The following is a 13,254-nucleotide window of genomic DNA, read 5'->3' on the forward strand; positions in this document are numbered from 1 at the left end:
CATGACCCGAATCATCACCCTCGCCGCCACGCTCGCGCTGCTGGGCGTCTCCGCCGCGCACGCCATTGACTACACCCAGTTCAGCGCCGTGAAACGCCTGCGTGCGGACAAGCGCTACGACGAAGCCATTCAGAAGCTCGAAGGCATGGCGGCGAAGACCGACGACGCTGCGGAGAACTTCACCTATCTCGACTACGCCATCGACATGGCCGTGGAGTCCCTCAAAAATCAAGAGCGGTCGCTGGCACTTGCGGCCGCGGTCAAAGATCCTGCGCATCGTGATTTCGCGAAGCTGCGCGTGCTTGCGGATTTCGAGCGTTACGATGAGGCCCTCGCGTCCGTCAAAGACAAGGACATCGAGGCGTGGCCCGTGCGCTGCCGCAGTCAGGCGCACAGCATTCTCGCCGGGATCTATCACGCCAGAAAGGACGCCGCCGCTGAACTGAAGCAATGGCAGCTCACCGCGGACGCACCCGGTGCTGAGCCCGGTGTGCGCGGGCGCGCGCTGCGCGAGATGGGGGTGCTTCAGTTGAAGCAGGGCAAAACCAAAGAAGCCGAGGTGCATTTCCGTCAGGCCATCCAGGTGACGCCCGCGAACTACGCCTGGCGGGTCGAAAGCCTCGTCTCGCTCTCGCGTTTGCTCATCGAAAGCCAGAGGGCTAAAGAGGCCGTGAAAGCCTTTGCAGGCACCGATTTCACCAAGGTCACCAGTGTCACCTCCAAAGCCAATCTACTTGAGGCCTACGCCCGTGCGCTCCTCGCTTCCGGCAAAAAGATCAAGGCCATCGAGACCTTTGATCAGGTGCTTCAGCTCGACATCCCCTCGGAGTGGAAGGACCGCATTAACAGCGAACTTGATCAGATGGCGGAGGCGTTGTGATTCACGCCAGCGCCGCCGCATCTGCGACAAATGCATCCACATCGGCCTCGGTGGTGCGCCATGAGCACATCAGGCGTGAACCACCGCCAATGAAGCTGTAAAACACCCAGCCTCGCTCCTTGAGCCCCTCCTTCATCCGGTCAGGCAGTTTGGCAAAAACCGCATTGGCATCCACGGGGTAGAGAATCTGCACGCCCGGCAGGTGACCCAGCGCATCGGCCAGGCGCCGGGCCAGCGTGTTGCCGTTTTGCGCATGCCTGCGCCAGGTGTCATCGCTCAAGAGGCGCAGCCACTGCGCCGAGATGAAGCGCATCTTCGAGCAGAGCTGGCCCGCCTGCTTGCAGCGGTAGGCAAATTCCTGGGAGAGCTCCTTGTTGAAAAACACCACGGCCTCCGTCACCGCCATGCCGAGCTTGGTGCCGCCGCAGCAGAGCACGTCCACGCCGGCGCGCCAGGTGATGTCCGCGGGCGCGCAGTTGAGTCCGTTCAGCGCATTGAAAAACCGCGCGCCGTCCATGTGGATCGACAGGCCATGCTTTTTTGCCACCGCGCCGAGTCCTTTGACCTCGCCGGGGCGGTACACCGTGCCCAGCTCCGTGCTCTGGCTGATGCTCAGGGCCCGGGGTTTGGGGAAATGCACGTCGCTGCGGCTCGTCGCCAGACGCTCCACATCCGCGGGATCCAGTTTGCCCAGCGGGCTGCGGGCCAGCAGGATCTTGGAGCCATGGCTGAAGAATTCAGGAGCGCCGCATTCATCCGTCTCCACATGCGCCTCCTGCGCGGTGATGATGCTGTGGTAGCTCTGGCACAGCGTGGCGAGCGAGAGCGAATTCGCCGCCGTGCCGTTGAAGACAAAATACACGTCGCAGTCCGTCTCGAAAAAACGCCGGAACGTTTCGCAGGCCTCCGCGGTGGTGGAGTCGGCGCCATAGCTGGGCTGGTAGCCCGCGTTCGCCTCCTCCAGCGCCTGCCACGCTTCGGGACAGATCCCGGAGGTGTTGTCCGAGGCGAAATGATATTTGGGTCCCACACTCATGCTTTGGCTTTCGGTTTGCCATGCCACGCCAGCACAATCCCTGCGAGCAGCAGGAGGATGTCGCGCAGGACAAGGTCGTAATAATTCGAAGTGGCGTCCGCGTGGCCAAAGCAGCCGCAGCGGATGTCGATGCCGCGCCACCATGAAATCCCGATGGCCGCGAGGAAGACCACCAGCGAGCCGTTCAGGATCAGCAGCCCGCCGGAGCGCAGAAAGCCGCTCATCACCGCCAGTCCGGCAAAGATCTCCAGCCACGGCAGCCCCATCGCCAGCCATGCGGCCCAGGGATCTCCCAGCAGGTCGAAACTGCGGATGTCATCCAGAAACGACATGGGGTCCGCCACCTTCAGAACTCCGGCGTACACAAAGACGCCGCCGAAAAAGAAGTGAAGGACAAGTCGCAGCATGGTTCGGCCCACCTTACGGCACCAGTTCCGCCATCGGCAACAGAATGATGACCAGCTTCTTGTCTTCGTAGCTTTCATTCGCCCGTGGCAGATCCCGCACATCCAGGGGGCGTCCCACCAAAGTGGAAAGCTGCGTGACAAATCCGGCGTTCGGTGGATCACCGCCGCCCCCAAAGCTGAGCCGGGCGTCATCATAAACACGCATCAGCTCGCCGCCATGCAGCACGATGGGGGAATTCTCGTCCGGCTCAATGCCCTGGATCGAAACCAGGTCGGCGGTTTCCACGCCCATCATCCCGGCCGCATGCAGCGGATCCAGCCGGCGCGCCAGATCACCCGCGTCGCTGTGGCCGAGGATCGTGGCATTGATCACGGGAGTGTCCGTGCTGCTCAGCCGCGGAAACTTCTCCTGAATGTGCCGGTTCACAGCCAGCGCCACGCCCTTCATCGCCTCCGGGGTCCAGTGGCTGTCGTGGGGAAAGAAGACCGGCTGCCTGTCGCGGAACTCCCACAGCGCCTCGGTCATGTCCATCACATCGATGCCCGCCGCCTTCAGCTCGGCCAGCCTTCCCGCTTCATCTTTCATGCGCACCACATCCAGAAAGCGGCCGGGGCGGATCTGCTCGGGGTAAATCGTGATGCGGTCCGGAATTGCCACCACCATCAGCGGCGTGTCCTGCGCCTTCAGCCGGGCCGCCAGCTTGATCAAATCAGCCTTCACATCATTGCCAGGGCGCGTGGCGTGCGCCCAGCGGTCCAGTTCACCCTGCTCAAACAGCCAGCCCTCGCGCCCGAGAAACACGGCGCGGTTGCCCTCCGTCAGCGCATGCATCAGCACCCACTGCATGCCGCTGCGCACCGTGGCGGCGGCCAGATTCGTTTTGGACGCGCTGAACCAGGACGCCACCTCAAACAGCAGCGGAATGATCAACAGCACGACAAAGATGCGCACAATGTTCAGCGCAGCCCGGGAACTCAGCTCCGGCTCGGCCGGCACCACGGTGCGCTTGACGGGGAGGATCGGTGGCGGCGTCGGCTTCATGACATGGGGGCGGCGTGCGTCCACAGCATCGCCACGGCAAAGGTGAAAAGGAGCAGGCAGATCGTCGCCTTCCATGGCGCCGGCTCACGCACAAAGTCGCGCGAATGCGGCAGCGCGATGAAGCAGACCAGTCCGGCGACGATCGTGAGAACATGGAAATCCGTGCGCACCCGCGCCTGCTGAATCAAAGTGGCCACCGTGCGTGGTGGAGGCGCAAACAATGCCTTCAGGTGCAGCCAGGTGTTTCCGAACGACCAAGTTTGCACCAGGGCTGCGACGACGGTGAGGCCCAGCAGGAGCAGGATCAGCCGCAGCCAGTTTCCCCGTGTGAAACGCCGCAGCGTCAGCGCCTCCTGCACCGGCTCCGGCACCTTGAACCCAAGCATCCCGCCCAGCCCGGCGAGCACATCGCCCACAGCGGTGAATGCGAAATACGAGCTCAGCAGCAGCCCCAGAAATCCCATCCAGGCCACGCTGGTTCCCAGGCTCTCCGGCCCGCCGCGGAAGACCACCGCCGCGAGATCCCACAGCGGAGCGACCAGCAGCGCCCCTTTGCCAAACCCCAGGCAGAAGCGCATCACCCCCTGCGCCACATCGAGCAGGGCCGGCCGTGGTTTGACACAAACGCGCACCGCCAGGGCGAGGGGCAGCAGCACAAACAGCAGGTGGTGGAGACTGATCAGCACAAGGGTATGGAAATGGCGATGGCTAGACGCACGTCAATCCCGGAATCTTGGGGATGTTGATGACAGTCTACGCCGCATGTCGTCGTTTGCCGCTGCCCTGTGCCATTTTCCGGCTTTTTTCTGCAGCCTGGCGGGAGGAGGGCAAGGTGCCTGCCGGACGCATCGAAGACCAAGCCATTATGCTTGGCGAGGCCGGGAAAGAAGACGTGCGTATGCAGAGCGGCCGGTATCCAGGTCTTGAATTTGAGGCGTGTTCTGTTAAGCTTCAGCCATGAAACTGTACGAGGAAATCGCCACCTTCATCGCCAAGACGGCGGGGCCGGAGAAACTGGCGGCTTTCCGTCCCTCGAAGGCCGCCTCCCGTAGGGTTGAGCTGCTCGTGCAGAAGAGCAAAGAGGGCGAAATCACGAAGGCGGAGCGAGCCGAGCTCGATCATTGCCTGCAAATCGAACACATGATGAGGATGGCCAAGGCGCGAGCTCGTCAAATGTCCGTTTCAGCATGAGAGATGCTGTGCCAGCCGCCCTGCGCGAGAGGGTGATGAGCAGGGCATACAACGTTTGTGAATACTGTCTCATTCATCAGCGGCAGGCCTGGTATTCGCATCAAATCGATCACATCATCAGCCGCAAACACGGCGGACGAACCGCTTTCGAAAATCTCGCTCTCGCATGTGCCATCTGTAACAACGCCAAGGGCACTGATCTCGGGTCCCTCACCCGCCATGAGGGTTCGCTCATCCGCTTTTACCATCCGCGCAAGGACCAATGGGGCGAGCACTTCCGGCTGGAGGACAACGGAGCGATCCATCCCATCACTGAGGTTGGAGAGGTTACGTGCAAGATTTTCGGATTTAACAGTCGCGAGCGCTTGCTGGAGCGGCGCATGTTATTGAGAGCGGGAGATTTTCCCAGCATCGAGGCGATGACGCTTCTTCGTGACTAAATTCCCTCTCATCAGGCGTTTTAACTACTGTCATGCACGACATCGATCCCAGCCTCCCCGAACACCTCGTCCGCCGCGAATTTTTGAAGAAGCTCGCCGCCGCGGGCACGGCCGCGTGGATGACCGGCGAGCCGCGCGCCATCTGGGCCAAGACGGGTGAAAAAGTCACGCACCCTCCGGCACGGGCTGATGCCTGCATTCTCCTCTGGATGGCAGGTGGAATGGCCGCGCCGGATACCTTTGATCCGAAAGGCTACCTTCCTTTTGAGAAGGGCCTGGAGGTGAAGCGCATGCTCAGCACCTTTCCCGCCATCAACACGAACGTGGATGGCATCAAGATCTGCCAGGGCCTGGAAAACATCGCGCAGGTGATGGACCGCGCGACGCTGATCCGCAGCGCGGTGCAGCCGGACCTCGGCAGCATTCTCCACTCACGCCATCAGTACCACTGGCACACCGGCTACGTGCCGCCGCAGACGGTGGCCTGCCCGCACATCGGCTCCTGGATGGCGAAGGTGCTCGGCCCGCGCAATCAGGTGATGCCCGCCTTCATCAACATCGGCCAGCGGCTGGAAGGCGTGGGCGAAAGCGAAGAGCTGAAGGCCTTCACCACCGCGGGATTTTTTGGCAGCGAGTTTGGCCCCATGAACCTCCCGTTTCCTGAGGAGGCCGCGCAGTCCGTAAAGCCGCCGAAGGGCATGGATGCGAACCGCTTCGCCAACCGCGACCGCCTTTTCCGCAAGCTGGTCGATCAAAGCCCGCAGCGCGAGTTCATGAGCGACTACCAGCAGGAGTCCATGCTGCGCAGCATGGACAACGCCTACCGCCTGCTCAGCGCAAAGGAGCGCGAGGCCTTCGACATCACGCTGGAGCCCAAGGAGAGCTACGCGAAGTATGACACCGGCCGCTTTGGCCGCGGCTGCCTGCTGGCACGGCGCCTGATCGAGGCGGGGACGCGCTTTGTCGAGGTGACCACCGAATACGTGCCCTTCTTCCAGTGGGACACGCACAAGGACGGCCACACGACCGTGGATGCCATGCACAAGGAGATCGACCTGCCCATCTCGCAGCTCGTGCGCGATCTGGAGGCGAAGGGCCTGCTGGACCGCACGCTCATCGTCATCGCCAGCGAGTTCAGCCGCGATGCGCTCATGGAGGGCAAGCCCGGCTCCACCGCCAATGATCAGACCACCTTCAAAGTGGACACGCTCAGCGAGATGAAGCACTACGGTCTGCACCGCCACTTCACCGGCGGCACCAGCGTGGTGATGTTTGGCGGCGGCGTGAAAAAAGGCCACCTCTATGGCGAGACCGCCGACGAGCGTCCGCTCATCGCCACGAAGAATCCCGTGAGCGTCATGGATCTTCACGCCACCATCATGACGGCCATGGGCATCAGCCCCAAGACGGAGTTTGAGATCGAAGGCCGGCCCTTCTACGTGACGGAAGACGGCAAAGGAAAAGCCGTGACGGAAATCTTCGCGTAAAAAGATTGGTGGCTGGGGTTCCGTCCGTTTAGACTGCCCCTTCCCCCATGAACGCCTTCCGTCATCTCTGCATTGGTGTCACGACTTTGGTCCTGGCTGTTTCCCCATCTCTTCGTGCCGCCGACGGCGATGCCGAATGGAAGAAGGTCGGCGAGATCATCGAAACCATCAAGAACCCGAAGGAAAACCCGCAGACGAGTGAAACGGCGCGGATCATGCTGAAGCACAGCCTGGCGGATTTTGACGCGGCTTATGCCGCCGCCATGAAGGCAGCGCCCACCAGCCCGGAACGCTGGGATGTGGCGCTGTTTGCCGCGATGCTGGGACGCGTGCGCGAGCTGGCCGGCGCCCCTGCGCCTGAGAAAGAGCTCGTTAGTCTGGAGGAGGTCATCAAAGCCACGGACGCGAAGCCCGAGACGAGGTCACAGGCCAGTGTGGCCATGGTCATGATCGCATCTGACACGGCGCTGGCGCCGGGCGGAGACCCCGTTGCATGGGTCGCCAAGGCCGAGAAGCACCTGAAGGATTTCCCTGAGGAGAAGCTGAACAGGCTGGTGGAAGTCAAAATGCAGGAGGTCAATCTCAAGACCAAACCGCTCGGCCTGAAGTTCACCGCGGTGGACGGCCGCGAGGTGGATGTGAGCAAGCTGCAGGGCAAAGTCATCCTCATCGACTTCTGGGCCACCTGGTGCGGACCTTGTGTCGAAGAGCTTCCCGCCGTGCTGAAGCTCTACAAAGAACTGCACGCCCAGGGCTTTGAGGTCATTGGCGTCTCGCTTGATGGCGACAAGGCGGAGCTGGAGGCGTTTGTTAAAGAGAAGGGCGTCGAATGGCCGCAGTACTTCGACGGCAAAGGCACGGAGAATGAGCTGTTCGTCAGGTTCAATCTCGAATCCATTCCCACTATGTGGCTCTTGAATAAAAAAGGCGTGGTCGTGAGCACGACGGCCTTTGAGGGCCTGGAGGCGCAGGTCAAAAAGCTGCTGGCGGAATAAGGAATAAGGCCATGATCTCTCGATTTGCCGTTATCGGAGCCGTTCTGGCCACCACCTGGCTGCATGCCCAGGAGCTGTCCGTTCAGGTCGAAAACGACGTCATGGTGGCGATGCGTGACGGTGTGAAGCTCGCCACCGACGTCTATTTGCCGGCGGGCCATGCGGAGAAGCTGCCCGTCATCCTCACCCGCACGCCTTACAACAAGGCCGGCACCAAAAAATACGGCGAGTACTTTGCGGCACACGGCTACGCCTTCGTGGCGCAGGATACACGCGGCCGCTACGCGTCCCAGGGAGTCTGGCACTGGATGACCGATGACGGCCCGGACGGCGCCGACTGCGCCGCGTGGATCGCCGCCCAGCCCTGGGCCAACGGCAAGATCGGCATGGTCGGCACCTCCTATGTCGGTGGCACGCAGCATGCGATGGCCTTGGAAAAAGTGCCCCAGCTCACCACCGTCATTCCGGTGGATGCCGTGTCCAACATGGGGCGGCAGAGCATGCGCAATGCGGGTGCTTTTGAAATGCGCTTCTGGAACTGGATCATGCTCAATGCCGGCAAAGGCAGCAATGCCGCGCTGGATCCCGCCACGCAGACTGAGCTCAAGGAGATGGCCGATCATCGCTGGGACTATCTCTCGCTCCTCCCACTACGTCCCGGCTCCACGCCGCTGAAGCTGGCGCCCGAATACGAGGACTGGCTCATCCAGGCCATGCGCCACGGCAAGGACGACGCCTTTTGGGCGCAGAACAACATCCTCGCCAGTCCCACGCGCTACAAGGACATGCCGGTCTATCTCGTCGGCGGCTGGTATGACTCATGGGCGGGGAACACCTCGGCGAATTTTCAGGCGCTGTCGAAAACGCTGAAAAGCGACGTGTACCTCATCATGGGCCCGTGGATTCATGGTGCGCAGGGCAAGTCTGCGCATGGCCAGGTGGACTTCGGCAAAGACGCCGCCATCACCGATGAACTCGCCTGGCGGAAGGAATGGTTCGACCACTGGATGAAGGGTCTCGACAACAGCGTGGGCAAGGCAGCACCCTTCGCCAAAAAAGTCCGCATTTTTGTCATGGGCACGGGAGATGGAAGCAGGACGAAGGACGGACGGCTCAATCATGGCGGGCAGTGGCGGGACGAAAACGAATGGCCGCTGCAGCGTGCGAAGCTCACACCCTTTTATCTGCACGCCGAAGGCCTGCTCAGCAGTGCGAAGTCAAACAAGGCTCGCGGCGCCACGACCTATGAGTTTGACCCGAAAAACCCCGTGCCCACGCTCGGCGGCAACATTTCCTCCGGAGACGGCATCATGCAGCAGGGCGCGTGGGATCAGCGTGGGAGCGACCAGTTTTGGAACTGGTCGAAGCCCATCCCGCTCTCGGCGCGCAGCGATGTGCTTGTGTTCCAGACCGAGCCGCTGGCGGAGGACACCGAAGTCACCGGTGAAATGGAGGTGAAGCTCTGGGCTTCATCCGATGCTCTGGACACCGACTTCACCGCCAAGCTGATCGATGTGTATCCTCCGGGAGCCGACTGGCCGCATGGCTTTGATCTCAATCTCACCGACGGCATCGTGCGCGCACGTTTCCGCGACTCCCTGCAGGAGGAAAAGCTCATGGAGCCGGGGAAGGTCTATCCCTTCACCATCAAGCTCTACCCCACGAGCAACGTCTTCAAAAAAGGCCACCGCATCCGCGTGGACATCAGCAGCAGCAATTTCCCGCGCTTCGACGTGAACCCAAACACCGGCGAACCCCTGCAGCAGCACCGCCGCACAGTGACCGCGACGAACACAGTGCATCACGACCGCGAGCATCCCTCGCACATCGTGCTGCCAGTCGTGCCCGCAAGGTGAGGACGCCCGGAGGCGCGACCACGCCTCTCCCTCTCCCCGCCCCTGAAAATCGCGAGCCGACCAGTTTTTCCTTCGGGGAGAGGGCTGGGGTGAGGGGACGACGCCCTCCTCCGCCAAGTAAGCCCGCTGGCTCCAGCTTACCCCGGAACGCCGTCACATTTCATCACGCCCCCAGCGCCTTCGAAAGCATCTCCATGCTCGCATTCCCGCCCGTGAGCACACACGCCACGCGCTTCCCTTTCCACTCCTCCCGCCGCTTCTTCAGCGCTGCATAGGCCAGCGCGCCCGCGCCTTCGGCGATGTTGTGCGTGGCCTGAATGATCTCCCGCATGGCCGCCACCGCCTCCTCATCGTTCACCGTCACGATCTCATGGGCATGGCGGATGATGTGCTCCAGCGCCTCCCGGTTCGGCGTTTTGCAGGCCACGCCCTCCGCCACACGTGTCGTGCTCGGCTGCTCGACAAACTGCCGCTGCTGAAACGACAGCGCATACGCGGGCGCATGCTCGGACACCACGCCGATGATCTTCGTCTTCAGTCCCAGCGCTTCACGCGCCGCCGCGATGCCGCAGAAGCCGGAGCCAAGACCGATGGGCACAAACACCACATCCAGGTCACTCACCGCGTGAAAGAGCTCCAGTCCGTAGGTGGCCACGCCGCGCACCAGCCAGGGATGAAACGAGGGCACGGCATGCAGTCCTTCCTTGGCAGCCAGTTCGCGCGAGTACTCCAGCGCCTCCTGAAATTCGCGGCCATGCTCCACCAGTTCCGCGCCCAGCGAGCGCATCGCGGCGTTTTTCTCGGGGTTGTTGCCATGCGGCACCACGATCACGGCGCGCAGCCCGTTCAGCCTGGCGGCAAAGGCGATGGACTGGCCATGGTTTCCCGTCGTGGCCGCGATCACACCGCGCACCTCGGGCTGGCGTTGCTTCAGCTCGTTCATGTACACCAGCCCGCCGCGGATTTTGAAGGCGCCCACCGGCGTGTGGTTCTCATGCTTCAGCCACAGCGCGCAGCCCTGGCCCGCCTCCAGCAGCGGCCACCGATACGCCGGCGTTTCGTGAATGTGCGGACGAATGAGCGCCTTGGCGGCTTCGATTTCGCTGAGGGTTGGCAGTGGCTCCATCTTGGATGGCTAGGCATGAACTTCGCAAAGGCAAGCCCGCAGCCGACGTTAAGAGCCGCATCATGAGCACTCCCACCACCACCCGCCGTCGTTTTCTCCAGACTTCTCTCGCTGGAATGGTCTCCATGCCCGCATGGGCTGCCCCGCTCGGCGCCAATGGCGATGTGCGCGTGGCCACCATCGGTTTCCGCGGGCGCGGGCGCGGTCACATCAAGGAGCTGCTGCAGGTGCCTGGCGTGCGGCTGGTGGCGCTTTGTGATGTGGATCAGGACGTCATCGACAAGCAGGTGGCGGAGCTCGCGAAGAAAAACATCACCGTGAAGACCTACCGCGACTTCCGCGAATGCTGCGCGGACAAGGACATCGATGCCGTGACCATCGCCACACCGAACCACAGCCATGTGCTCATCGCGCTCACCGCCCTGCAGCATGGCAAGCACGTCTATGTGGAGAAGCCCGTCTGCCACAATCTCGTGGAAGGCCGCAAGCTCATGGCCGCTGCCACGAAAGCCGCGGCAAAGGGCATCGTGGTGCAGCATGGCATGCAGCGCCGCTCGGATCTCGGCTGGGCTGCCGCGATGGACTGGGTGAACGAGGGCCACATCGGCAAAAAGAAGCTCTCCCATGCGCTTGTGCACGGCATGCGCCTCAGCATCGACAAGGTAGGCGCTCCGCAGCAGCCGCCGGCCACGGTGGACTACAAGCTGTGGTCCGCACCCAGGCCCGAGCTGCCCGTCATGCGCAGGCAGTTCCACTACGACTGGCACTGGCAGTGGGCCTACGGCAATGGCGACATCGGCAACCAGGGGCCGCATCAGTACGACGTCGCGCGCTGGGCGCTCAATGACCCCGCCACCCTGCCGCAGCGCGTCATGAGCCTGGGGCACCGCTGGGGTTATGTGGATGACGGCCAGACGGCGAACTGCCAGCTCGCCTTCCACCCCTATGAGCCCGTGCCGCTGCTCATGGACATGTTCGGCCTGCCCATGAAAAACATGGACAAGAAATCCGGCGAACCGCCCTGCAAGGGCATCCGCACCGGCAACATCATTCACTGCGAAGGCGGCTACGTGGCCGAATCGAAGGCCTACGACAACGAGGGTAAAACCATCACGAAGTTCGAGAATTTCCTCACCGGTCCGGATCACATGAAGAACTTCATCGACTCCGTGCGCGCCGGCAAATACACCAAGGACGTGCTGCACATCCACCATGGCCAGCAGGCGGCCGCACTCGCCCATCTCGCCAACACCTCCTACCGCCTCGGCAAGGGGATGAAGAACGCGGAGATCAAGGAGCGCCTGCAGGGAGACAAGTTCGGCCAGGAAATGTTTGAGGCCATGCTTGCCACCCTCGCCGCAAATCAAATCAACACCGAGGCCGAGCAGGTCGTCGTCGGCCCATGGCTCGATTTCGACCCCGTGAATGAAGTCTTCACCGGCGAATTTGCCGCCGAAGCCAACAAACTCGCCCAGGAGGAATACGCCGCCGGATTTGAACTGCCGGAGGTGTAATCCAACGAGCGCCTGATAAGTTCTCTATTCGGTCCAATCAAATTCACGGCTTCGGAGCGATTCAGAACTTTTCCCCTCTTGTCATGACAGCGCTGCATTGCAATCCATTGATCCCGTAGGGATCACAGCCGGTAGCCAGGGATAAGCTCGCGTAGCGAGCGCCATCCCTGGATAAAGCCCGTCCCTCCGGAAAGCAAAGCCAGCGCTTTCTTAACACGCCGCGCCTGCCAGCAGCGTCTGCCTCGTCATCCCGCCGCAGCTGGACCGCGAGTTGCCATGCGTACTTTTCCGAAGTTCGACGGCGTATGGCATGCCCCTCAGCGCAGCGCATGCTGCCTGCGGAAATCCTTCGGTGACATCCCCACCACCTGCTTGAAGCGCCGGGAGAAATGAAAGGCGTCGTGGAAGCCCAGCTCATCGGCGATCCTTCCCAGCGTGTGGCTGCTTTCCAGCAGCCTCGCGCAGGCGCGCAGCACCACCGCATCAGCGCGAAATTCGCCGGGGCTCTTGCCGGTCATCTGCACAAATCGTTTTCGAAACGCGCTGTAGGACATGCCAAGCGTCGCGGCGATCTCTTCCAGCGAGGGCGCGCCCAGCCTGCCCTCCGCCAGCATGCGCTCCGCGGCTTCCCGCCAGTGCAGGGTCTCCGTGGTCTGATTCCGTGCGTCATCATACTGCAGGGCGTCCGCCAGCCACTGCTGGAAATGGCACAGGCGTGAGAGCGCCGTCTCCGCGGGGGCGTCCGGCGGCGGTTCCAGAATGCGGCGCAGCCGGTCCACCCAGTAGGGCAGCGGGCTGAGCTCCAGCACGCGGCTGCGCTCTCCAGGATGGCCCGCGGACTGCCACGCATCAAAGACGCTGCCATTGAACCACAGAAACATCTCGCTCCAGCGCACGCCCTTTTGCGGACCGTAGCTTTGATTGATGCCGGGCCTGGACCACACCAGCGTGCCGGGCTTCATCACACATCGCACGCCGGTGTCATCCAGGTAGTCGGCACTGCCTTCCAGGGTAAAGACGAGCAGGTAATTGGGCGTGGGGCGCAGGTAGTGCGGCGGTGGCGCATGAGCATACGTGGCCTGGCTGTTCCACTTCGTGCCCGCATACACGATCTGCCCCAGGTCGCAGTGCACAGGCCGTGTCGCGTTCAGATTCCAGGGGCCTGGAATGTTAAAATAGAGGTTGGGGTCACGTGCGTCGGCCATGTCAAAAGATGCATGAATGAGGTCAAACATTCAATTTGGAGCAGGAAGGAATGACCGTACTGGTATGACAGACGA

General features: G+C 62.2%; 14 protein-coding genes. 8 read left to right on the forward strand and 6 right to left on the reverse strand.

Features of this window, described 5'->3' with window-relative positions:
* The first annotated feature begins 1 nt into the window (after position 1).
* The gene (locus tag ACILSQ_RS09200) at positions 2–880 is read left to right on the forward strand and encodes a hypothetical protein (RefSeq protein ID WP_395743310.1); all 879 of its coding nucleotides are present in this window, start codon (positions 2–4) and stop codon (positions 878–880) included.
* Between the two features lies 1 nt (position 881).
* On the opposite strand, the gene ACILSQ_RS09205 is transcribed toward ACILSQ_RS09200, so the two are convergent.
* From ACILSQ_RS09205 to ACILSQ_RS09220, 4 genes are read right to left on the reverse strand one after another with little or no spacing between them, the layout of a single operon-like run.
* Positions 882–1,916 (reverse strand): threonine aldolase family protein, encoded by a 1,035-nt coding sequence (locus tag ACILSQ_RS09205; RefSeq protein ID WP_395743311.1) that lies wholly within the window; start codon positions 1,914–1,916, stop codon positions 882–884.
* Positions 1,913–2,323: a MauE/DoxX family redox-associated membrane protein gene (locus ACILSQ_RS09210; RefSeq protein ID WP_395743312.1), complete on the reverse strand. Its 411-nt coding sequence runs from the start codon at positions 2,321–2,323 to the stop codon at positions 1,913–1,915. Before ACILSQ_RS09210 ends, ACILSQ_RS09205 begins: the two co-directional genes overlap by 4 nt.
* Positions 2,324–2,336: 13 nt before the next feature.
* Positions 2,337–3,365 carry an alginate O-acetyltransferase AlgX-related protein gene (locus ACILSQ_RS09215; protein WP_395743313.1) on the reverse strand — a complete coding sequence of 343 codons (1,029 nt, stop codon included), beginning with the start codon at positions 3,363–3,365 and terminating at the stop codon, positions 2,337–2,339.
* The gene (locus ACILSQ_RS09220) at positions 3,362–4,051 is read right to left on the reverse strand and encodes a hypothetical protein (RefSeq protein WP_395743314.1); all 690 of its coding nucleotides are present in this window, start codon (positions 4,049–4,051) and stop codon (positions 3,362–3,364) included. The genes ACILSQ_RS09215 and ACILSQ_RS09220 overlap by 4 nt, the downstream gene beginning before the upstream one ends.
* 59 nt (positions 4,052–4,110) lie before the next feature.
* On the opposite strand from ACILSQ_RS09220, the gene ACILSQ_RS09225 reads away from it, so the two are divergent.
* From ACILSQ_RS09225 to ACILSQ_RS09250, 6 genes are read left to right on the forward strand one after another with little or no spacing between them, the layout of a single operon-like run.
* On the forward strand, positions 4,111–4,326 hold the full coding sequence (locus ACILSQ_RS09225; protein ID WP_395743315.1) for a hypothetical protein: 216 nt from the start codon (positions 4,111–4,113) through the stop codon (positions 4,324–4,326).
* Positions 4,323–4,556: a hypothetical protein gene (locus tag ACILSQ_RS09230; protein WP_395743316.1), complete on the forward strand. Its 234-nt coding sequence runs from the start codon at positions 4,323–4,325 to the stop codon at positions 4,554–4,556. The genes ACILSQ_RS09225 and ACILSQ_RS09230 overlap by 4 nt, the downstream gene beginning before the upstream one ends.
* Positions 4,553–4,996 carry an HNH endonuclease gene (locus ACILSQ_RS09235; protein ID WP_395743317.1) on the forward strand — a complete coding sequence of 148 codons (444 nt, stop codon included), beginning with the start codon at positions 4,553–4,555 and terminating at the stop codon, positions 4,994–4,996. Before ACILSQ_RS09230 ends, ACILSQ_RS09235 begins: the two co-directional genes overlap by 4 nt.
* Positions 4,997–5,028: 32 nt before the next feature.
* The gene (locus tag ACILSQ_RS09240; protein WP_395743318.1) at positions 5,029–6,483 is read left to right on the forward strand and encodes a DUF1501 domain-containing protein; all 1,455 of its coding nucleotides are present in this window, start codon (positions 5,029–5,031) and stop codon (positions 6,481–6,483) included.
* Positions 6,484–6,530: 47 nt separating this feature from the next.
* On the forward strand, positions 6,531–7,478 hold the full coding sequence (locus tag ACILSQ_RS09245) for a TlpA family protein disulfide reductase (RefSeq protein WP_395743319.1): 948 nt from the start codon (positions 6,531–6,533) through the stop codon (positions 7,476–7,478).
* Between the two features lie 11 nt (positions 7,479–7,489).
* Positions 7,490–9,334: a CocE/NonD family hydrolase gene (locus tag ACILSQ_RS09250; protein ID WP_395743320.1), complete on the forward strand. Its 1,845-nt coding sequence runs from the start codon at positions 7,490–7,492 to the stop codon at positions 9,332–9,334.
* Positions 9,335–9,497: 163 nt separating this feature from the next.
* Here the strand turns inward: ACILSQ_RS09250 and ACILSQ_RS09255 are convergent, their stop codons facing one another.
* Entirely contained in the window at positions 9,498–10,451 is a 954-nt protein-coding gene (locus ACILSQ_RS09255) for a threonine dehydratase (protein WP_395743588.1), read from the reverse strand.
* A gap of 71 nt (positions 10,452–10,522) precedes the next feature.
* Here ACILSQ_RS09255 and ACILSQ_RS09260 point away from each other — a divergent pair, with 71 nt between their 5' ends.
* Positions 10,523–11,974, forward strand: a complete 1,452-nt coding sequence (locus tag ACILSQ_RS09260) for a Gfo/Idh/MocA family protein (RefSeq protein ID WP_395743321.1) — start codon at positions 10,523–10,525, stop codon at positions 11,972–11,974.
* A 317-nt stretch (positions 11,975–12,291) separates the two neighbouring features.
* Here ACILSQ_RS09260 and ACILSQ_RS09265 read toward each other — a convergent pair whose 3' ends face one another.
* Positions 12,292–13,179: a helix-turn-helix domain-containing protein gene (locus ACILSQ_RS09265; protein WP_395743322.1), complete on the reverse strand. Its 888-nt coding sequence runs from the start codon at positions 13,177–13,179 to the stop codon at positions 12,292–12,294.
* Between the last annotated feature and the right edge of the window lie 75 nt (positions 13,180–13,254).

This window comes from Prosthecobacter sp. (assembly GCF_044227185.1).
Lineage (GTDB): Bacteria > Verrucomicrobiota > Verrucomicrobiia > Verrucomicrobiales > Verrucomicrobiaceae > Prosthecobacter.